This window comes from Pseudomonas sp. MF4836, assembly GCF_002018875.1.
Classification (GTDB): Bacteria; Pseudomonadota; Gammaproteobacteria; order Pseudomonadales; family Pseudomonadaceae; genus Aquipseudomonas.
In genome coordinates this window covers 79047-98551 of sequence record NZ_MVOL01000014.1, presented here as the reverse complement: position 1 = coordinate 98551, position 19505 = coordinate 79047, and the positions used below count along the sequence as shown (strand labels likewise).

The 19505-nt window shown below is 63.9% G+C and carries 18 protein-coding genes and 1 pseudogene; 4 read left to right on the top strand and 15 right to left on the bottom strand.

What is annotated here, in order from left to right:
* Nucleotide 1: 1 nt before the first annotated feature.
* The 7 genes from hpaH to MF4836_RS27500 form a co-directional block, all read right to left on the bottom strand.
* Nucleotides 2-805, bottom strand: a complete 804-nt coding sequence (hpaH, locus tag MF4836_RS27530; RefSeq protein WP_078472992.1) for a 2-oxo-hept-4-ene-1,7-dioate hydratase — start codon at nt 803-805, stop codon at nt 2-4.
* Nucleotides 806-807: 2 nt separating this feature from the next.
* A complete protein-coding gene (locus MF4836_RS27525; RefSeq protein WP_078472991.1) occupies nt 808-2115 on the bottom strand; it encodes an MFS transporter in 1308 nt (435 codons plus the stop codon).
* 158 nt (nt 2116-2273) lie between these two features.
* Nucleotides 2274-2663 (bottom strand): 5-carboxymethyl-2-hydroxymuconate Delta-isomerase, encoded by a 390-nt coding sequence (locus MF4836_RS27520; RefSeq protein ID WP_078472990.1) that lies wholly within the window; start codon nt 2661-2663, stop codon nt 2274-2276.
* Nucleotides 2664-2750: 87 nt separating this feature from the next.
* Nucleotides 2751-3608, bottom strand: a complete 858-nt coding sequence (gene hpaD / locus MF4836_RS27515) for a 3,4-dihydroxyphenylacetate 2,3-dioxygenase (RefSeq protein WP_020294632.1) — start codon at nt 3606-3608, stop codon at nt 2751-2753.
* Nucleotides 3609-3699: 91 nt separating this feature from the next.
* Entirely contained in the window at nt 3700-5160 is a 1461-nt protein-coding gene (gene hpaE, locus MF4836_RS27510; protein WP_020294631.1) for a 5-carboxymethyl-2-hydroxymuconate semialdehyde dehydrogenase, read from the bottom strand.
* Nucleotides 5161-5961 (bottom strand): fumarylacetoacetate hydrolase family protein, encoded by an 801-nt coding sequence (locus MF4836_RS27505; RefSeq protein ID WP_078472989.1) that lies wholly within the window; start codon nt 5959-5961, stop codon nt 5161-5163.
* A 9-nt stretch (nt 5962-5970) separates the two neighbouring features.
* On the bottom strand, nt 5971-6630 hold the full coding sequence (locus MF4836_RS27500) for a fumarylacetoacetate hydrolase family protein (protein WP_078472988.1): 660 nt from the start codon (nt 6628-6630) through the stop codon (nt 5971-5973).
* 197 nt (nt 6631-6827) lie between these two features.
* On the opposite strand from MF4836_RS27500, the gene hpaA reads away from it, so the two are divergent.
* Entirely contained in the window at nt 6828-7739 is a 912-nt protein-coding gene (gene hpaA / locus MF4836_RS27495) for a 4-hydroxyphenylacetate catabolism regulatory protein HpaA (RefSeq protein ID WP_020294628.1), read from the top strand.
* A gap of 71 nt (nt 7740-7810) precedes the next feature.
* Complete coding sequence (locus MF4836_RS27490) at nt 7811-8872, top strand: DUF1176 domain-containing protein (protein WP_078472987.1); 1062 nt, start codon at nt 7811-7813, stop codon at nt 8870-8872.
* Nucleotides 8873-8883: 11 nt separating this feature from the next.
* On the opposite strand, the gene MF4836_RS27485 is transcribed toward MF4836_RS27490, so the two are convergent.
* From MF4836_RS27485 to MF4836_RS27470, 4 genes are all read right to left on the bottom strand, one after another.
* Complete coding sequence (locus MF4836_RS27485) at nt 8884-10011, bottom strand: class II histone deacetylase (RefSeq protein ID WP_078472986.1); 1128 nt, start codon at nt 10009-10011, stop codon at nt 8884-8886.
* Between the two features lie 36 nt (nt 10012-10047).
* Nucleotides 10048-11223 carry an MFS transporter gene (locus MF4836_RS27480; protein WP_078472985.1) on the bottom strand — a complete coding sequence of 392 codons (1176 nt, stop codon included), beginning with the start codon at nt 11221-11223 and terminating at the stop codon, nt 10048-10050.
* A 22-nt stretch (nt 11224-11245) separates the two neighbouring features.
* Nucleotides 11246-12121, bottom strand: coding sequence for a transporter (locus MF4836_RS27475; protein WP_078472984.1), 876 nt, complete (start codon nt 12119-12121; stop codon nt 11246-11248).
* Nucleotides 12122-12259: 138 nt separating this feature from the next.
* Nucleotides 12260-13237, bottom strand: a complete 978-nt coding sequence (locus tag MF4836_RS27470; RefSeq protein WP_078472983.1) for a helix-turn-helix transcriptional regulator — start codon at nt 13235-13237, stop codon at nt 12260-12262.
* Between the two features lie 417 nt (nt 13238-13654).
* Between MF4836_RS27470 and MF4836_RS36250 the strand changes: the two are divergent.
* Together MF4836_RS36250 and MF4836_RS36245 are read left to right on the top strand one after the other, a co-directional pair.
* Nucleotides 13655-14461 (top strand): annotated as a pseudogene (locus MF4836_RS36250) (MCP four helix bundle domain-containing protein); the annotation flags it as partial.
* Nucleotides 14456-15319 (top strand): methyl-accepting chemotaxis protein, encoded by an 864-nt coding sequence (locus MF4836_RS36245; protein ID WP_371106491.1) that lies wholly within the window; start codon nt 14456-14458, stop codon nt 15317-15319. The pseudogene MF4836_RS36250 and the gene MF4836_RS36245, both read left to right, overlap by 6 nt.
* A 42-nt stretch (nt 15320-15361) precedes the next feature.
* Here MF4836_RS36245 and MF4836_RS27460 read toward each other — a convergent pair whose 3' ends face one another.
* The 4 genes from MF4836_RS27460 to MF4836_RS27445 form a co-directional block, all read right to left on the bottom strand.
* Nucleotides 15362-16348 carry a 2-hydroxyacid dehydrogenase gene (locus MF4836_RS27460; RefSeq protein WP_078472981.1) on the bottom strand — a complete coding sequence of 329 codons (987 nt, stop codon included), beginning with the start codon at nt 16346-16348 and terminating at the stop codon, nt 15362-15364.
* A gap of 22 nt (nt 16349-16370) precedes the next feature.
* Entirely contained in the window at nt 16371-17666 is a 1296-nt protein-coding gene (locus MF4836_RS27455; RefSeq protein ID WP_078472980.1) for an MFS transporter, read from the bottom strand.
* A gap of 69 nt (nt 17667-17735) precedes the next feature.
* Nucleotides 17736-18695, bottom strand: coding sequence for a sugar kinase (locus tag MF4836_RS27450; protein WP_078472973.1), 960 nt, complete (start codon nt 18693-18695; stop codon nt 17736-17738).
* On the bottom strand, nt 18688-19470 hold the full coding sequence (locus MF4836_RS27445) for a sugar phosphate isomerase/epimerase family protein (protein WP_078472972.1): 783 nt from the start codon (nt 19468-19470) through the stop codon (nt 18688-18690). The genes MF4836_RS27450 and MF4836_RS27445 overlap by 8 nt, the downstream gene beginning before the upstream one ends.
* Between the last annotated feature and the right edge of the window lie 35 nt (nt 19471-19505).

Sequence of the window (19505 nt, the reverse complement as noted above, 5' to 3'; positions counted from 1 at the left end):
CTCAGACAAAACGGCAGGCGATGGAGCCGAGTTGATCGTAGTCGACATGGAAGGTATCGCCGGGGCGCGCTGCCACCGGCCGGGTGAACGAGCCGCCGAGGATGATCTGCCCGGCTTCAAGGCCAACGTCATAGGCCGCCAGTTTGTTGGCCAGCCAGGCCACGCCTTTGGCCGGGTGGTTGAGCACCGCCGCCGAGACCCCGGACTCTTCGATCACCCCGTTGCGGTACAGCACCGCGGGCACTTTGCGCAGGTCAATATCGCCAGGCCGCACTGCGCGGCCGCCCATCACCACCCCGGCGTTGGCCGCATTGTCGGAAATGGTGTCGAACACCTTGCGCGTGACCTGGGTCTGCGGATCAAGCTGCTGGATTCGCGCGTCGATGATCTCCAGCGCCGGAATCACCCATTCAGTGGCATCGAGAACATCGAACAGCGTGCAATTCGGGCCCTTGAGGGGTTTGCCGAGGATAAACGCCAGCTCCACTTCGACCCGCGGCACGATAAAGCGCTCGAAGGGGATGTCGCTGCCTTCATCGAACAGCATGTCGTCGAGCAGCGCGCCGAAGTCCGGCTCGGTGATGTTCGACGACACCTGCATGGCGCGCGAGGTTAGGCCGATCTTGTGCCCGACCAGCTTGCGACCGTCGCGGATCTTCTGCTCGACCCAGCAGCGCTGGATGGCGTAAGCGTCTTCGAGGGTGATGCCGGGGAATTGCAGCGACAGTTGGCCGATCTGTTCCCGGCTGCGCTCGGCCGCGTCGAGGCGGGCGGCGGCCTGTTGAATGTCCGAGGTGCTGAGCATGATTATTTCTCTCGTGGATTGACAATAAGGGCGGGCACCCGCAGCACCAGCCAGGCGCCGCAGGCGATCAGCAGGGCCAGGGCATACAGCGCCAGGCTGGCACTTTGGGTGGCGTCGCGGACAACGCCGATCAGGTACGGCGCGAGGAACGAGGCAATGCTGCCAAACGAGCTGATCATCGCGATGCCGGCCGCCTGGGTGCTGCTGGCCAGAAAGGCCGGGGGCAGTTGCCAGAACATCGGCAGGGCAGCGCTGGCGCCCATGCCGGCGATCATCAGGCCGCCCATGACCAGCCAGGCGTTGTCCGGCGCCAGGCCGGTGAGGACCAAGCCCAGGCTCGACATCAGCAGCGGCACGCTGAGGTGCCAGCGGCGTTCGCGCAGGCGATCCGAAGAGCGCCCGATGCCAATCATGAACAGGCAGCCGGCCAGGTAGGGCAGGGCACTGAGCATGCCGACGCTGCTGTCGCGGGCGATGCCGGCGTGGTGGATCAGGGTCGGCATCCAGAAGGCGATGGTATTCACCGCCAGCATCACCGCGAAGTAGATGCACACCAGCAGCCAGATGTATTTGTCCTTGAGGATCCCGCCGAAGCTGGTGATCGACTTGTGCTGCTCTTCCTGCTTGAGCGCAGCGTGCAATTGTTGCTTCTGTTGCGGGCTGAGCCAGCTGACCTGATCGATGCTTTCCGGCAGGGCCTTGAGTACCACCAAGCCGAGAAACACCACAGGCAGGCCTTCGATCAGGAACATCCATTGCCAGCCCCGCAGGCCGCCGAAATCATGGAAGCCTTCGAGAATCCAGCCCGACAACGGTCCGCCGATGACCCCGGCCATGGGCACGGCAATGGCGAACAGGGCCGTGACCTGCCCGCGTTTACCGGCCGGGAACCAGCGGTTGAGCAAGACCAGGATGCCCGGGAAGAAGCCGGCCTCGGCGACCCCCAGCAGAAAGCGCAGGACATAGAAGCCGAGCGCGCTGTCGATCAACAGCATGCTTGCCGACAGCAGACCCCAGACCACCATCAGGGTTGCGATCCAGCGCCGGGGGCCGACCCGGTCCAGGGCCAGGTTGCTCGGCACGCCAAACAACGCGTAGGCAATGAAAAACAGCCCGGCGCCAAAGCCGTAGACGCTGTCGCTGAACCCCAGGTCCTGGGTCATCTGCAGCTTGGCGAAGCCGATATTGATGCGGTCCAGGTGGGCGAAGATATAACAGGTAAACAGCAGCGGCATCAGGCGCCAGGTGATCTGACGGTAGGTGTCGTTGACTGCTGTTGCGGTGTTCATGGCAAGTGTCGAGCCGGGCATTGGGAGTGATCTCCTTATTGTTATTTTGCTTAAAGCCGGGACAAAGGCTCCCCATACCCACGGCGAGAAGGCTGCGGGCGTATACCTATTGCGCGACAGGTTCAGGCCCGCTGGATGAACATCCGGGGCACCGTCTGCGGTTTGGCTAGGGGGCGCTGTCAGGCCTGGTTCTTGAGAAACTCGTGCACGTTGTTGTGCTTGAAGTTGAGCTCGGCATCCAGCTCGGTCATCTCGAATGACAACGCCAGCAGGCGCTGGGCCTGGAGCTTCGCGAAATGGCCCTTGATGATCTCGAACAGGTCCTCGGCCACCTGGCGTCGGGTGGCCAGGTCGCGCCCGGCACCGACCTGTAAGCGCATATGGACAAAGGCGTAATCGTGCTTGCCATCGGCCATGCGCCAGGTGTCCAGGCGCACGCCACGGCTGCGGATACCGCCCAGTGGGAACACGCCACTGGCGCCCAGGTAGTGATGGACCTTCTCGAACAGGGCCGGCAAGTCGGCGGCCTGTTCGATGTTGTCGGTGTATTCAGCAACGAAATGCGGCATGGAACCTCCTTTGGAGGCAGCTGCAAACTTGAAGCTGCAAGCGGCAGGAGTTTTCCTGCGGCTTGCAGCCTGTGGTTTGGCGCTGCTTCAAACCTCGAAAATGGCGTTGATCTGGCCGGTGCCGGAGCTGCCGAATGGCGGGGTGATGATCTGCGCCGGTTTGTTGTATTCGGGCCCGCCCAGCAGGCCAAGCAACATCGCGGTGTCGTGCATCTTGCCTTCGCCATAGCAGTGTTCGGCGTAATCCGGCAGCATCGCGCAGAACTCGCGAAAGCGCCCTTGCTGCCACAGCTCCACCACCCGCATATCCACCTGTTTGTCGAACTCCCGGGTCCAGCTATGGATATTGGCTTCAGCCACTCGGTCGTCTGAAAAGCGATGGGACAGCGAGCCCGAGGCCAGCACCAGCACCTTGCGATCGCTCTTTTCGATGGCGCGGCGCACAGCGGCGCCGAAGGTGAAGCTGTCCTGGAGGGTGTGCCAGGCGCACCAGGCGGCAATCGACACCACTTTGAAGTGCTGTTCCGGCGGCACGTCCATGTGCATGTAGCGCATCGGGACCAAGGTGCCGTACTCCAGCTCCAGGCTGGGAATGTTGTGGGCCAGGGTGCGTACATCGGCGGCCACGGCTTCGGCCGCGATCAACTCGCCCAGCTCGGTGCAACCCTGGTAGTCATACGTCATGTTCTTGATGAAGTGCGGCAGCTCGTTGCTGGTGTAGGTGCCCTGGAAATGCTCACCGCAATTGACGTGGTAACCGCTGTTGACCAGCCAGTGCACGTCGAACACCACCGCGGTATCGGCCCCCAGCTCCCGCGCGCGGCGGGCGATTTCCTTGTGCCCGGCAATCGCCGCTTCGCGGCAACCGTGGTGCTTGCCCGGCAGTTCGGACAGGTACATCGATGGAACGTGACAGACCTTGGCGGCTAGAACGACTTCGCCCATGGTGCTTCTCCTGAAACATCTTATTGTTCGACCTGTAGCCGGAGCCCCTGGCTGCGCTGGGGCATGCAGCGGCTACAGACTGTGCAAAACCTTACACGCCCCAGCGCGGGATGTGGTGGCTGCCCATGGAAAGGCAGACGTTCTTGATCTCGGCAAAGACTTCGAAGCTGTACTCACCGCCTTCACGGCCGGTGCCTGAGCCCTTGATGCCGCCGAATGGCTGGCGCAGGTCGCGTACGTTCTGGCTGTTGATGAACACCATGCCGGCCTCGATGCCACGGGCCAGGCGGTGGGCCTTGCCGATGTCCTGGGTCCAGATATAGGACGCCAGGCCGTATTCGGTATCGTTGGCCAGTTGCAGCGCCTCGGCTTCGTCCTTGAACGGGATCAGGCACACCACCGGGCCGAAGATTTCCTCCTGGGCGATGCGCATCTTGTTATTGACGTCGGCAAACACCGTCGGCTGGATAAACTGGCCGCGGCTCAGGTGCGCCGGCAGGTTGGCCGGACGCTCCAGGCCGCCGGCGAGGAGGGTGGCGCCTTCTTCGAGACCGATCTTGATGTAGCCGGTGACCTTGTCGTAATGGGCTTGGGTGATCATCGAGCCGACCTGGGTCTTGGGGTCCTGCGGGTCGCCGACGATCAGGCGCTTGGCACGGGCGGCGAACTCCTTGATGAACTCGGGGTAGACGCTTTCCTGGATGAACACCCGGCTCCCGGCGGTGCAACGCTCGCCGTTGAGGGAGAAAATGGTGAACAGTGCAGCGTCCAGCGCACGCTCAAGATCGGCGTCTTCAAAAATCAGCACCGGCGACTTGCCGCCCAGCTCCATGGAGTACTTTTTCAGCCCGGCGGTCTGCATGATCTTCTTGCCGGTGGCGGTGCCGCCGGTAAAGGAAATGGCCCGCACGTCTGGGTGGCGAACCAGGGCGTCGCCAGCGGTGGCGCCATAGCCCTGGACGATGTTCAGCACCCCGGCCGGGATCCCGGCTTCATGGGCCAGGCGCCCCAGCTCATTGGCCGTCAGTGGCGACAACTCTGACATCTTCAGCACCGCAGTATTGCCCAGTGCCAGGCATGGCGCGGTCTTCCAGGTGGCGGTCATGAACGGTACGTTCCACGGCGACACCAGGGCGCATACGCCCACCGGCTGGTACAGGGTGTAGTTGAGCATCTGGTCATCGACCGGATAACTGTGACCGTCCATGCGGGTGCAGACTTCGGCAAAGAAGTCGAAGTTGTGGGAGGCGCGGGGGATCAGCACGTTTTTGGTCTGGTGAATCGGCAAGCCGGTGTCGAGGGTTTCCAGCTCTGCCAGGTGCGGCACGTTTTGTTCGATCAGTTCGCCGAGCTTGCGCATCAGCCGCGCGCGCTCCTTGGCCGGGGTGTTGGCCCATTTCGGAAAGGCTTCCTTGGCCGCCGCGACCGCCTGGGCCACTTCCTCGGCGCCGCCACTGGCGACTTCGCCGATGGCTTCACCGGTAGCCGGGTTGTAGTTGGTGAACACGTCTTGGCTTTCGACCTCACGGCCGTTGATCCAGTGTTTGATCATTTATGCATGCTCCTTGGCCGCGCGAGCCGGGTGATTGAGGGCAAGGCTGGCGAAAAAATCGGTTTCACTGACGATGCGGTTGACCAGGCGCCCAACGCCTTCGACTTCCACCACCACTTCATCGCCGGGTACCACGTCGGACAGGCCTTCGGGGGTGCCGGTGGCGATCATGTCGCCGGGTTGCAGGGTCATGAAGCTGGAGAGGTACTCGATCAGGTAAGGGATGTCGAAAATCATGTCGGCGGTGCTGCCTTCCTGGCGCAGCTCGCCATTGACCCAGGTCCGCAGCTTGAGGTTGGACGGGTCAGGCACGTCGGCCACATCGACGATCCACGGGCCGACCGGGGTGGTGGCGTCGCGGTTTTTTACCCGCAGGTTGGGCCGGTAGTAGTTCTCGAGGTAGTCGCGGATCGCGTAGTCGTTGCACACCGTGTAGCCCGCGAGATAGTCCAGGGCGTCTGCACGCTTGACGTTGCGTGCGGTCTTGCCGATGACCGCCACCAACTCGCACTCGTAGTGCATGTAGGCGACATTGTCCGGGCGCCAGGTCACCTGGTTGTGACCGGTGTAGGTCCCGGGTGACTTGATGAAGGCCAGGGGTTCGGTCGGCGGCTTGAATGCCAGTTCGGCGGCGTGGTCGGCGTAGTTCAGGCCCAGGGCAAACATGCTGCCGGTGGCCGGTGGCAGCCACTCCACCTGGTCCGCGGCGACCACCCGGCCGTCGGCCAGGGTCAGAGAGTCGGTAGCAGTGACCACGGCGTGGTGGACCTGCCCCTGGAAACGGATGCGTGCGTGTTTCATGTCAGTTCCTTATTCGGCAACGATGGTGTTGGACAGCCGGCCCAGGCCGCTGATGTCCACCTCGACCCGGTCACCGGGCCGCACGTCGACGCGGCCTTCGGGGGTGCCGGTGATCAGCACATCGCCCGCATGCAAGGTCATGAACTCGCTGAGTTCGACGATCAACTGCGGGATGCTGCGCACGAAGTTCGCGGTGCTGTTTTCCTGCACCAGTTCGCCGTTGACGAACAGCTTGAGGCTCAAGGCGTGGGGGTCGCTGACCTGATCGGCAGGCACCAGCTCCGGGCCGAGCGGGCAAAAGCCGTCACGGCATTTAGCCTTGACGGCAGGGCGGTAGTAACTGTCTTCCGGCAGGCTGAACTCATTGACGATGGTGTAGCCGGCCACGTGTTGCATGGCGTTTTCCAGGCTGACGCGGCTGGCACTCTTGCCGATCACCACCCCCAGTGCCGGGCCCGGCTGCAGGCGTTCGACCCCCTTGGGGTACACCACGGGCTGGCCGTCGGCGTTGCGGGTATTGGGCGTCTTGATGAACAGCACCGGCTTGACCGGTGGCTTCTGGTAGGGCGGCTGGGTGAAGGATTGCAGGTGGTCTTGCAGCAGGCCCTGGTAGTTCAGCGCCACGCCGAACAGGGTGCCACCGGCGAGGTCGTTCAGTGCACGACTCATTGTTGTTTTCTCCATGAGCGTCGCGGAAAGAGCGTCAGCCGCGAGTCGTTTTCGTTAATGTGTTAACGTTATATTTAATATGTTAACGATCGTCAAGCGTCGGCCATCGTCCGGGTGTCCGGTACTGGTGAACGGGCCATGAATCACGCAGGATGTGGACGCGTCGAAGGTCAGAAAATAAAAATGAGAAGCCGCTCATGAGCGATCGCCAACCGATTCCCAACATCAATATCGGGCAGGTCTACGACCAGCGTTATGCCGACTCCCAGGTGCACTACGACAAGCTGAGCAACCTCGCCGGTTTTTTCGGACGCAATATGCGGGTGCATCGCCATGACCGGTTTTTCCAGGTGCACTACGTGCAAAGTGGTGCGGTGCGGGTCTACCTCGACGACCAGCAGTACCTGGAGTCGGGGCCGATGTTCTTCATCACGCCGCCGACCGTTCCCCATTCCTTCGTGACCGAAGCCGACAGCGAAGGCCATGTGCTGACGGTACGCCAGCAGTTGGTCTGGGAACTGATCGAGGCTGACCGCAGCCTGGCGCCGGCCCCGCAGATACCGCCGGCCTGTGTGGCCCTGGCACGCCTGGGCCCGGAGTTCGGCGCCGAGGCGCGACGCCTGTCCCTGCTGTTCGAGGAACTGCAACGCGAGGCCGCCGAGCAGGCACCCGGGCGCGAGCAGGCCCTGCTGGCCCTGACCCGGCTGATCCTCATCAGCCTGCTCAGGTTGTCCGCCAACTCCCTCGAGGCGCGTCCGGCGCGCCACGAAGACTTGCAGATCTTCCACCGCTTCAATGAGCTGATCGAGGCGCACTACCTGCAACATTGGCCGTTGTCGCGCTACGCCCGGCAGATCGGGGTCACCGAGGCGCGCCTGAATGATGTGTGCCGGCGCATCGCCGACTTGCCGTCCAAGCGCCTGGTGTACGAGCGGCTGATGCAGGAGGCCAAGCGCCTGTTGCTGTTTACCGCCAGCACGGTGAACGAAATCTGCTACCAGCTGGGGTTCAAGGACCCGGCCTATTTCAGTCGTTTTTTCCAGCGCAATGCCAAGCTCGCCCCGGGCGAATATCGTCTGCGCCAGGACCGTGCCGAGCGTTCGGCCTAGCGCGTGCGGGGCTGTTGGTGCAGCGCCGGGCGTGGGAGAATCCGCGCCTTTTCTCGACAAGGAGCGTCGCCATGCTGCGCCTCACGCTGATGACCCTGATGCTGTTCGGCAGCGTCGCCCAAGCCCGGGCGGCAGCGGAGGAGGTGCCGCTGCTGCGCCAGACCCGCGAGTGGCTCACCGCGTGTGACAACCTGCGCAACTGCCATGCCCTCAGCGCGCCCAGCGGCCAGATGGGCTCGGAATACAGTTCCCTGACCTTGCACGTCACACGCCGCAGTGGGCCGCAAGAGTCGCTGCGGCTGCGCCTCGATCATCGCGGGCCGGCGCTGGGCAGCTTCGAACTGTTGCTCGATGGCCAGCCCCTGAGCCTGGAGTTGCAGGCCGGGATGACGTTGGAGCTGGACGACCAGGGCACTGATGCCAACCTGCAAAGCTACGCCGTGATCATGGAGGACGATGGGCGCAAATGGTTGCAGCAACTGCGCAACGCCCAGCGGTTGCAGATGGTCGGCGACCCGCAGGCCAGCGTGTCCCTGAGCGGCTTGTCGGCCGCCTTGCTGCTGATGGACTCGGTGCAGGGCCGGGTGGAGGGCGTGACTGCTCTGATGCGTCCCGGACCGCGCCTGGCCAATGAGCTGCCACCACGTCAGTTGCCGCCAGCGCCGCGTACTTATGCTGCGCCGCCGCCGGCGTTGACCGATCAGGAACGCGCACGCATCACCGCCGCGGTGCTCAAGGACCAGGCCGGCGCCATGGCCGAGGCCGATAAACCCCGGGTCGAGGTCTATCCGCTCACCGCAGAGCGGGCGTTGACGGTGCTTTACAGCGCGTGCGCCGCCTATAACTGCGACTACCAGATCGGCAGTCGTTCCCGCAGCAACCCGGCCAAGGTCCAACCGCTGAAGCGCCAGCCGCCACCGTTCGAGGTGGAGGACTCCGGCGCAGTGTCCTACGACCCCAGGACCGGGCTCCTGCGCACGTTTTACAAGCTGCGCGGCATCGGTGATTGTGGCGACCAGAGCCAGTGGGCGTTCGACGGCCAGGGTTTCCAGCTGACGGATTTTCGCCGCATGCCGCTGTGCAGTGGTCTGCGCAGCGGGGACTGGCCAGCACTGTGGAACAGCCGCGACTAGCCTTCAGCCCGCTATAGATTGGCCTGGTGCTGTTCCCAGCCGGCTGCCTGGCGTTCGACCCACTGCTGCTGAAAGGCCAGGAACGCCGCAGTGGGCTGTTGCATCTGCACGAACTCCAGCATCGGATCGCTGACCACCGTGCGGATGCCCGCCAACTCCTCAATCACCGCCAGCCCGCAGAACGGCACGTAGGCCTCGGAGTAGCCGCCCTCGTGGACCAGCACCAGCCGGCCCTGGCACAGACGTTCGGCGGCCTGGCGCAGCAGGCGGGTCATGGTGCGGAACGAATCACTGTGCAACAGCATGCGCGCCAGAGGGTCGACGGCGTTGGCGTCATAACCGCAAGCGACGATGATCAGCTCCGGTTCGAAGCGCTCCAGTGCCGGGATGACCAGGCGCTGCATGGCCTGAAGATAGGCCTCATGCCCGCTGCCCGGTGGCAGGGGAATATTGAGGTTGGCGCCGAGCCCGGGCCCGCGGCCGCGATCTTCTTCACCGCTGTAGCCCGGCGGGAAGCACCCGTCCTGGTGCAGCGATATCGTCAGCACGTCGCCGCGCGCTTCAAATATCGATTGGGTGCCGTTGCCGTGGTGCACATCCCAGTCGATCACCGCGACCTTGCCCAACCCGCGCCGAGCCTTGGCGGCTTCGATGGCGATGGCGATATTGGCCAGAAAACAAAAACCCATGGCGCCGTCCGCCAGGCAGTGGTGGCCCGGAGGCCGGGACAGCGAGTAGGCGTTGTCGGACTCGCCCGCCAGCACCCGGTCCACCGCCGCCATGGCCAGCCCGGCGGACAGTTTAGCGATCTCGTAGCTGCCCGGGCCGATGGGCGCCTGGGGCCCGAGTTCGCCGCCCCCGGCGTCACTTAAGGCCTTGAAGCGCTGCAGGTAGCCCGGGGTGTGCACCCGCAGCAAATCTTCCTCGCTGGCGGCGCTGGCGCTCTGGACGTGCAGCTGACGGGTCAGCCCGGACACATCCAGCAGGCTTTTCAGCCGGCGTTTGGTTTCCGGTGATTCGGCGTGGCCGGCGGCGGCCGGTGGTTGCACCCAGCCGCCGACCGGCAAGGTCAAGGCGTGCAGCCCGGCGCTGTGCCAGAGGCTGAGTTCATCGAAGAAAAAAGCAGTTTTACGGGTCATTGACGCGGTGCTCCAGTGGGGTAAGGGAAGCATGGGTTATGCCTGGGGGATTGTTTTCACACGGCAAGCCAGCATCAGCCCCAGGGACAGCAAAGTGATGCAGGCCCCGCCCATCAGCAGGGGGGAGAAACTCGCGCTGTTTTCGATCAGGCGCCCGGCGATAGCCGGGCCTATGGCCAGGCCGCCACCGATCACCAGGTTCGAGGCGTTCATCAGTTTTCCCGAGCGATCCAGGTCAGCCAGGCACGCCAGGATCAGCGGCAGGATGAAGGTCCAGGTGAACTTGAACGCCAGCGCGGCCAGGGCAAAACGTGCCAGAGGCGGCTGGCCCAGAAGCAACAGCACCGAGCCGGCCATCAACCCGTACCCCAGCACCAGCAACAGCTGGCGTGGCAGACGATTGCCGATCAACGAGGCGCAGCCGGCCCCAACGATGCCCATCAGGGTGGCGATGGCGAGGATTTCACCGCTGTGTTCCGCCGTGATCCCGGCCTTGGCGCCGATCGAGCCGATAAAGGTCCAGATCCCGCTGAGGCTGATGTAGAAGCTGAGGATCCCGAGAACGCCCAGGGCGGCCTGCCATTTTGAGTGCTGCGGCCCTTGCTCCACGGCCTGGGCGGCGGCCGGCGCAGCCTGGGGGAAATAGCGCGCCAGGGGCAGGAACAGCGCCATCAGTGCGGCGAGGATCAGGTAGCACGCGGCCAGACCGTAGTGCTCGAACAGCCGGGGCAGGATGCTCAAGCCCAGCGCGCCGACCACCAGTTGCCCCATCACCCATAGGCCATAGACACGGCTGGGGTTGGCGCTGGAGGCCGCACTGGAAAGGCAGATGATCATCAGCGAACCGCCTGCCAGGGCGCTGCAAAAACGCAGGGCCAGCAGCGCGCCGTAATCCGTGACGAGCATCGATAGCAGGTTGGCGGCAATAAACAGTACGCCGGCCAGCAGTGCGGCGCGGCGCCAGTCGAAACGTTTGAGCCACCATAGAGCGGGCAGGGTAGCCAGGCTCATGGCGCCCAGCTCGGTGGAGAACAGGTCGCCGATCTGCGTCGGGCTCAGGTGCCACTGGCTGGCCAACTGCGCCGCAATCGCCGGCGCGGTCATGAGGATGGTCGGGACGATGGCGGCGAACAGCACAATCGCCGCCAACCGGGCCAGGGGCGAGACGCTCAAGCCCTGGTCGCTGTTCAAGGTGTGGCTGTGAGTGGTCATGGACAGGCTCCGGGAGGGCGCTTCAGAACACATGAACCAGGCGCAGCAAGGCGTCGGTCCCGTGGTAACCGTTATCGGTGGCAACGTTCTGCGACAGGCTGAACATCAGCTGGTTTTGCTTATCCAGCCAATGGCCGACCTCGAAGCCAACCTGGGTGTAGCGCTTGTGGGTGTCGTCGATGCGCTGGTCATTGATCCGCAGTTCACCGCCGTCGGCGTGGATCAGGCGCAGGGCGCCATAGGTGCTCGGGGTGAAGTCATAGGACGCGAAGGCTTGCAGCCGATAGAGCGGGTCCTGCTTGAGTGAGCTGCCAAAGTAGTCGTCATTCTTGGCGTACAGCTGGGCTTCGAGGTTGGCTTCCAGCACCCACTTTTCGCCGATGCCCTGGGTGTAGTTGTAAACAAAGGTCGCGCCCCAACGGTTGGCCCCCGGCGACACATCGGGGTCCCGGCTGTGGTACTCGCCTATGGGCAGGGTGATCAGCGTCAGCAGGCCGCTGTAGGTACGCGATGCCGGGTCGTTGATGAAAAACAGGGTGCCGCCGACCTGGGGATCGCCGAAGCCGCTTTCACCGGTGTGCTGGCTGGCACCGGGCAGGCGAGCGTTGATGTCGGCAAAGGGCACGATGAATTGCGGGGTGCACAAGGTGCCGCAGATGTCGCTGAAAAACACCTGGCGGTATGCCATGGCGTTGACCCGCAGTTCGGCCTTGCCGGTGCTGTCAGCCGGGCCGTGGAAGTCGCCGGCGCGGGTGGTCGGCAAGTACAGCACGCCCAGGGTGGTGCCCGAGGGCGCGCCAAAAAAATCCCGCGCGTTAAGGTCGGCGGCACCGGCTTGCAGGCTCAACAGCCCCGTGGTCAAGGCCACGGCGGTGGAGCAGGTGGTGAATCTGTGCATGGCGTTACGTCTCTGTTTTAGGTTGTTGTGCGGCGAGCAGCTCGCCATGACGTGGCAGTGGGGGATAAAAAACCGGCAAAAAGGTGCCCGAGGCCGCCAGGGTGGCAGCAAAAAATCAGTCGGGATCAGCGCTGGAGATCAGCTGGGAGGGGCGTGCAGTAACTGGGCGATGCGGGCCTTGTCCTTGACTCCGAGCTTGCTGTAGATGGCGCGGATATGGTGGCGCACGGTGTTGGGCGACATGCCCAGGTCCCGGGCCACTTCCTTGTAGGTCTTGCCGTCGCCGAAGCATTGCGCGACGTCATTTTCTCGCGGGCTCAACTGCGGCAGCACGCTGCGGTTGCGCGCAGCCAACAGATACAGGTCGCCCACGGCCGAGGCTTCGACCTGTAAATGCTTGCCTTCGAAGCCGTCACCATTCAGTGCCACCGGTAACTGCGGACCGCTCCATTGCGGCCATTCGCTGAGCAGCAGGTCGACAAACCCGCGCTCGGCGCAATGCAGGGTGCCGCGCTGATCGCAGACCGCCAGTGCCAGGTTGCGCGGGCGGGTAAGTTTTTCGCGCATGGCCACCAGGGTGCGGATCTGGTTGGCCGACACCGCGGCCACCAGGTGCAGCATGATGTTGTTCAGCAAGTGGCAGTCGTCCTCGCGAAAGCGCGGCGCACCGGGCTTGCGGTACAGCGCCAGGTGATCGCTGAGGTGGGTGTGGGGATCGATGTAGACCACGCACATCAGCTCGCCGATGTCATAGGTCGCGCCCAGCCAGTTCAGGCCGGGGCCATTGGCCGGATTGCGCATGTCGATGATCACTGCCTGCCCGGGGGAGGCGTGCACGCGTCTCACGGTGACGTCGATATGGCGGATCGACTGCCAGTCCGGCAGGTAGCTGGGCGGCAGGTGATACAGGTAGGAACTGTGCTCCTCGGGCAAGCCGTCGATCAGCGCGGCGCGTCCCCACCAGGCGCTGTCAAAGGGCAGCACCTGGCTGATACGGGCCAGGGCGTGCGGGTGCAGGGTTTCGATGTCCTGGTGCTGGGCCAGGCGTTGCAGTTCGAGTGTCAGCGCGCTGAAGGCTGCCAGCAGGCCGGCGTGACCATGATCATGACCGCTCATTGGGGTGTACCTCTGTGCGACTTTCTTATTATTTTCGTCACGAAGTAGTGAAGGACCGGAACGTCGCGAAGACGTGGGCAGGGCCTGAAATCGAGTATCGGCGGGTTGCGGCACCCTCGCCATCCTACAGATGCAGGAGGCTGGCCGAGAGCGTCGCGCTGCCCAACCTGCCGGCCAAGGCGCTGTATGCCCCGGGCCAGAGCGCTCCCGTGAAACCTGCGGTTATGCTCGGCGCCAAGGCAGCAGTCAAGGCCGTTGATTGATTGTGACTACCCGGTCACAACTGGAAATATTTTTTGCCGGGGGACGCATTAAACCTCAAGTCCGGCCGATATCCATTACAGGCTCGCAGACCAACTACAACAGTCGGGCCGACCTGTCACACCTCCAGCACGGCTGGCCGACAGGGCTATTGGCATGGATGCGCGCAACCCCTTATTTCCCGAGAGTCGTCCTATGTCCCTACGTAATATCAATATCGCGCCCCGCGCTTTCCTCGGTTTTGCGTTCATTGCGTTGCTGGTCGTGGTGTTAGGTGTGTTTGCGGTCAACCGCATGTCAATCATTCGCCAGGCGTCCATCGATATGGACACTATCCAACTGCCGAGTGTGAGGTACCTGGGGAACATGACCGAGAACGTCCTGCGCATGCGCATCCTGTCGTTCCGCATCCTGGTCAACCGCGAGGCGGCCGGCCTGGATGAAGCGCAAACCCGCATCGGCGTGCTGGTGGACAAGCTCAAGCAGGCCCAGGCCAGCTACGCAGCGTTGCCGGCGGGCAACGAGGAAGCGGCGCTGTACAAATCCTTTGCCGCCACCCTGGAAAACTACCTGCAAGCCCAGAATCAGATGCTGGAGCTGTCGCGGCAGAACAAGCTGGAGGAGATGCGCAGCCTGATCAACACCCGGATCAAGGACGGCACCGACTTGATGGGTGAACAACTGAACAAGCTGGTGGCGATCAACACCGCCGATGCCACGGCGGCATCAGCCGATGCCGGCAACCATTACGACAGCGCGATCACCTGGATCATCCTGGTCGCCCTGGCGGCGGCATTGATGACGGTGCTCCTGGCGCTGTTGCTGACCCGCAGCATCGTGCAGCCGCTGAACCGGGCCTTGAGCGCCGCGCAAACCATTGCCGGCGGCGACCTGACCAAAGTCATCGAGGTCGACGGCAAGGACGAGTCGTCGCGGCTGCTCAGCGCCCTGGCCGATATGCAGGGCAATCTGCGCCGTACCATCGAGCAGATCTCGGGCTCTGCCACCCAGCTGGCGTCAGCCTCGGAAGAACTCAGCGCGGTCACCGAGGAAGCTTCCCGTGGCCTGCAACAGCAGAACAACGAAATCGAACAGGCCGCCACTGCGGTGAATGAAATGACCGCCGCCGTGGAAGAGGTCGCGCGCAACGCGGTGTCGACTTCGGAGGCCTCGCACCAGTCAACCCAGGCCGCCCGTGAAGGCCGTGATCGCGTGGTCCAGACCGTCGACGCGATCCAGACCATGACCCACGACGTGCAAAACACCTCGGTGATGATCGAAGGCCTGGCCACCCAGGGTCGAGACATCGGCAAGGTGCTGGATGTGATTCGGGCCATTGCCGAGCAGACCAACCTGCTGGCCCTGAACGCCGCGATCGAAGCAGCCCGGGCCGGTGAGGCCGGACGTGGTTTCGCGGTGGTGGCCGATGAGGTACGGGCCTTGGCCCACCGCACTGCGCAGTCGACCCAGGAAATCGAAAAAATGGTCGCCGGGATCCAGAACGGCACCGGCGAGGCGGTGCAGTCGATGCAGCAAAGCAATCAACGCACCCAGAGCACCCTGGAAATGGCCCGCGCCGCCGGTGTGGCCCTGGAGCAGATCGCCGAGTCGATCAACCTGATCAACGAGCGCAACCTGGTCATTGCCAGCGCCTCGGAAGAGCAGGCTCAAGTGTCGCGGGAGGTCGATCGCAACCTGGTGAACATCCGCGACCTGGCTACCCAGTCGGCGGCAGGAGCCAACCAGACCAGCGCTGCAAGCCATGAGCTGTCGCGCCTGGCGGTGGATTTGAACAGCATGGTGGCGCGCTTCGTCATCTGACCAGGCGTGAACCCGGCGCCCGTCACGGCGCCGGAAGCCGGTTTAACCGGCGGCTTGCGGCCACAGCTGTTGATTGACCAGATTGGCCGGGCGTTGTCCGGCCAATGCCGCCAACAGATTGTCGACGGCGCAGCGGGCCATGGCTTCGCGGGTTTCATGGGTGGCCGAACCGATGTGCGGGGTGGCCACCACATTGTCCAGTTGCAACAACGGTGAGTCGTGGTCCAGCGGCTCGCGCTCGAACACATCCAGCCCGGCCGCGCGGATCTTGCGCTGCTGCAACGCCTCGATCATCGCCCCTTCGTCCACCACCTTGCCCCGGGAAATATTGATAAAGATGCTTTCCGGGCGCATCAGCTCGAATTCCTTCGCGCCGATCAAGCCCTGTGTCTGGGCGGTCAGCGGCAGGGTCAGGCAAATGAAATCGGCCTGCTGCAACAGTTGCTCCAGGCTGCAATAGCGGGCGTTGAAGCGCGCCTCCACCGCCGGTTTCGGCGAGTTGCTGTGGTAGATCAGCGGCATGCCGAAGCCAAAGTGCCCGCGCTGGGCCAGGGCCTCGCCAATGCGCCCCATGCCGATGATGCCCAGGGTCTTGCCATGCACGTCGCTGCCAAAGTGCCGCGGGCCGATGTTGCTGTTCCACTGCCCGGCGCGGACCAGGGTGGCCAGTTCCACCACCCGCCGCGCGGTGGCCAGGATCAGCGCAAAACCGGTGTCGGCGGTGGTCTCGGTGAGCACATCCGGGGTATTGCTGAGCAGGATCCTGCGCTGGCTCAGGTAGTCGATGTCGTAGTTGTCGACGCCCACCGAGACGCTGGCGACCGCCTCCAGCTGCGGTGCCAGGTCCAGCAGTTCGGCGTCCAGGCGCAGGCTTGCGCCGAGCAGGCCCTGGGCCCGGGGCAGGGCTTCGCGCAGACGGTCCATGCCGGCGGGGCTCAAGTCTTCGATCAGCGTGACCTCGGCCTGGGCTTGCAGACGCGCCATCAGCTCCGGGGACAGTTTTTTGTAGACAACAACCTGTTTTTTCATCGGGTTCACCACCGTGTTCGGTTCAGGAATGGGCCAGGCGTCGACGGGCAGGCAAGGCCGGCGCCGTGCGGTCACTGGCGCCGGGCTTGAGGAAAATCGTCAGGACCACCGACAGCAGCAACGCGCCGCTCATCAGCAGGTAGGAAGCGCCGGGCGAGCCGGTGGCGCTGTTCAGGTAACCCACCAGGTAAGAGCCGCCGAACGAGCCGAGGGCGCCCATGCTGTTGATCAGCGCCATGGCGCCGCCGGCCACGTTGGCGGGAAGAATCTCCGGCACGATGGCGAAGAACGGCCCATAGGGCGCGTACATGCAGGCCCCGGCGATGACCAGCAAGGTGTAGGACCACCAGAAGTGTTCGGCGCCCAGCAGGTAGGAGCCGTAAAAGGCCACGGAGGCGATCAGCAGCGGCGGCCAGACAAAGCGTTTGCGCTTCTGGATCCGGTCCGAGCCCCAGGACACCCCGAGCATGGCAATCACCGCCGCCAGGTACGGCAGCGCCGACAGCCAGCCGGCCTCGACCATGTCCATCTGCGCGCCGTGCTTGAGAATCGACGGCAGCCACAGCACAAAGCCGTAGACGCCGATGCTCCAGCAGAAAAACTGCAACGCCAGGATGATGACCTTGGGTGAGCGGAAGGCTTCGGCGTAGTTCTTTACCGCTTTCATGCCCACCTGTTCGGCGTCCAGGGTGCTTTGCAGGTCCTGTTTTTCCTGCGAGGTGAGCCATTTGGCTTCGCTTGGGCGGTCATCCGCCAGGCGCCACCAGATAAACGCCCAGAGTACGGCCGGCAGACCTTCGATGATAAACATCCAGCGCCAGCTGAAATGCTCCACCAGGTAGCCCGAGACTACCGACATCCAGAGCATGGTCACCGGGTTGCCGAGAATCAGGAAGGTGTTGGCGCGGGAGCGCTCGGCACGGGTGAACCAATGGCACAGGTAGACCAGCATCGCCGGCATCACGGCGGCCTCGACCACGCCGAGCATGAAGCGGATGACGATCAGCATATAGGCGTTGGAGACGATACCGGTCAGGGTCGCCAGGGCGCCCCAGAGAATCAGGCTGACAAAAATCAGCTTCTTCACGCTGTGCTTTTGCGCGTAGATCGCCCCCGGCACCTGGAAGAAGAAGTAGCCGAGGAAGAACAGGGCGCCCAGCAGCGACGACAGTCCCGGGGTGATCATCAAGTCGGCGGCCATCCCTGAGGCAGCGGCAAACCCGTAGTTGGCGCGGTCCAGATACGCCAGGCTGTAGGTGATAAAGACGATGGGCATGATGTACCACCAGCGGCGGGTGGCGAGTTTTGCGGTGTGCATGATGGAACTCCTGAGCTTGTTGTTTTTGTCGCAGCAGGTAACGCGTCACGGGTCAATCGGGTGCGGCGGTCAGGCGCTGGATCGCAAGCGAACGGCAGCGGGCGGGGGCAGTTCTTCACGGCGCGGCAGGCCTTCCATATCGCCACGGCTCTGCACCGCGCGGCTGCCGATCCAGTTGGCGCGCTGTACGGCCTCGGCCATGCCGAGGTTTTCCAGCAGGCCGCTGATCAGGCCCACGGCAAAGCCGTCGCCGGCGCCTACGGTGTCGACCACCTCGGCCACCGGCACGGCCTCGACAAAGCCTTGATCCAGTTGGGTGCGGTAATAGGCGCCGGCGGCCCCGAGCTTGATCACCACGGCCTCGACCCCCTGGTCCAGGTAAAACGCGGCGATATCGGCCGGGTCTTGCAAGCCGGTCAAAAGGCGACCTTCACTCAGGCCCGGCAGCACCCAATGGGCTTGCACGGCCAGGCGGTTGATCTCGCTGATCATCTGTTTTTCGCTGTCCCACAGGCTGGGGCGCAGGTTGGGGTCGAACGACAGGCTGCGTCCGGCGGCGCGCATCTGGCTCATCAGCACCTGGGACAGCTCCCGGGCCGAGGCCGAGAGAGCCGGCGGGATGCCGGTGGCGTGCAGGTGCCGGGCCTTCAACAAGGCCGGCGCGATGTTGTTGACCGAGAGCCGGCTGGCTGCCGAGCCACGGCGGAAGTACTCGACCCGGGGGTCGGCGCCGTGTTCTTCGAGGGATTTGAGCTGAAACCCGGTGGGGTGCGCGGGGTCGGTCTCGACAAAGCGGCAGTCCAGGCCCTCGGCCTTCAGGGTGTCGACCACAAAACGGCCGAATGAATCGGCGCCGACCCGGCTCAGCCAGGCCACGTTGAACCCCAGGCGAGACAGGCCAATGGCAACATTGCTGTCGGCGCCGGCAATGCGTTTATGGAAATGCCCGACCTGGGCCAGGTCGCCGCTGTGCTCGGCGACGAACATGGCCATGGTTTCACCGAACGACAGGATATCGATCTCAGACATGGGCGTTCTCCAGGCGTGACTGGCCCAGGCGGGCGAGGGTGCCGACGTGGTCACGGGTCAGTTGCACCAGGTCCTCGCCTTGCAGCGGGTATTCCACCGCGCGGTTAATACCTTGGGTCATGTGCCGCAACAGTTGTTCCCACAGATGCAGGTCGGCTGCGCTCGGCGGGATGGCCACCAGCTTGCCGTCGGCGCGGCGCGCCACGGCTTTGCAATGCACATAGCCGACATGCCGCCCCAGCAGGCGCGCGGCGGTGGCGGCCGACTGGTCCTGCCACTGCCAGTTGCCGATGTCGAACGTCATTTGCACCGGCAGTTGCAGGCGCTCGACCTGATCGAAAAAACGCTGGAACGGTTCGATTCGCCCGCCGTGCAGGGTCTGGTCGTTTTCCACCAGCAGCCGCACCGGGTGCCGTGCCAGCAAGGCGCCGAGGCTCTGCAGGTCGTTGTTGTCGGTGAAGTAGCCCAGGGACACTTTCAAACTCGTGGCGCCAAAGGCATGGGCGCGCAACAGGGCCTGTTCCAGCTGCGGATTGGCCTGGGACTGGCCGGCGACCCACAGTTCCAGTGGCGAGGAAAACAGGCTTTCGAGTTGCTGCGCCGCAGTGGCCTGGGCCAGTTCGGCCGGGACTTCGTCGGTGAGCAGCTCTTCACGCCATTCGATTCGCGAGGCCCCGGCGGCGGCCAGCACCTCGATGAAATGGCCTTGGCCCTGGGTGCGGACCAGGTCGGCACCGTAGCTGGAGAGGCTGATGGAAACGGGTGATTTATGCATTGTTCTGACCTCTGAAACCGGTTTCATTTTTGTTC

Bases quoted from the DNA above. Each gene is read 5' to 3' on its own strand.
- hpaH (WP_078472992.1), bottom strand. From the start codon at position 805: ATGCTCAGCACCTCGGACATTCAACAGGCCGCCGCCCGCCTCGACGCG.
- MF4836_RS27525 (WP_078472991.1), bottom strand. From the start codon at position 2,115: ATGCCCGGCTCGACACTTGCCATGAACACCGCAACAGCAGTCAACGAC.
- MF4836_RS27520 (WP_078472990.1), bottom strand. From the start codon at position 2,663: ATGCCGCATTTCGTTGCTGAATACACCGACAACATCGAACAGGCCGCC.
- hpaD (WP_020294632.1), bottom strand. From the start codon at position 3,608: ATGGGCGAAGTCGTTCTAGCCGCCAAGGTCTGTCACGTTCCATCGATG.
- hpaE (WP_020294631.1), bottom strand. From the start codon at position 5,160: ATGATCAAACACTGGATCAACGGCCGTGAGGTCGAAAGCCAAGACGTG.
- MF4836_RS27505 (WP_078472989.1), bottom strand. From the start codon at position 5,961: ATGAAACACGCACGCATCCGTTTCCAGGGGCAGGTCCACCACGCCGTG.
- MF4836_RS27500 (WP_078472988.1), bottom strand. From the start codon at position 6,630: ATGAGTCGTGCACTGAACGACCTCGCCGGTGGCACCCTGTTCGGCGTG.
- hpaA (WP_020294628.1), top strand. From the start codon at position 6,828: ATGAGCGATCGCCAACCGATTCCCAACATCAATATCGGGCAGGTCTAC.
- MF4836_RS27490 (WP_078472987.1), top strand. From the start codon at position 7,811: ATGCTGCGCCTCACGCTGATGACCCTGATGCTGTTCGGCAGCGTCGCC.
- MF4836_RS27485 (WP_078472986.1), bottom strand. From the start codon at position 10,011: ATGACCCGTAAAACTGCTTTTTTCTTCGATGAACTCAGCCTCTGGCAC.
- MF4836_RS27480 (WP_078472985.1), bottom strand. From the start codon at position 11,223: ATGACCACTCACAGCCACACCTTGAACAGCGACCAGGGCTTGAGCGTC.
- MF4836_RS27475 (WP_078472984.1), bottom strand. From the start codon at position 12,121: ATGCACAGATTCACCACCTGCTCCACCGCCGTGGCCTTGACCACGGGG.
- MF4836_RS27470 (WP_078472983.1), bottom strand. From the start codon at position 13,237: ATGAGCGGTCATGATCATGGTCACGCCGGCCTGCTGGCAGCCTTCAGC.
- MF4836_RS36245 (WP_371106491.1), top strand. From the start codon at position 14,456: ATGCAGGGCAATCTGCGCCGTACCATCGAGCAGATCTCGGGCTCTGCC.
- MF4836_RS27460 (WP_078472981.1), bottom strand. From the start codon at position 16,348: ATGAAAAAACAGGTTGTTGTCTACAAAAAACTGTCCCCGGAGCTGATG.
- MF4836_RS27455 (WP_078472980.1), bottom strand. From the start codon at position 17,666: ATGCACACCGCAAAACTCGCCACCCGCCGCTGGTGGTACATCATGCCC.
- MF4836_RS27450 (WP_078472973.1), bottom strand. From the start codon at position 18,695: ATGTCTGAGATCGATATCCTGTCGTTCGGTGAAACCATGGCCATGTTC.
- MF4836_RS27445 (WP_078472972.1), bottom strand. From the start codon at position 19,470: ATGCATAAATCACCCGTTTCCATCAGCCTCTCCAGCTACGGTGCCGAC.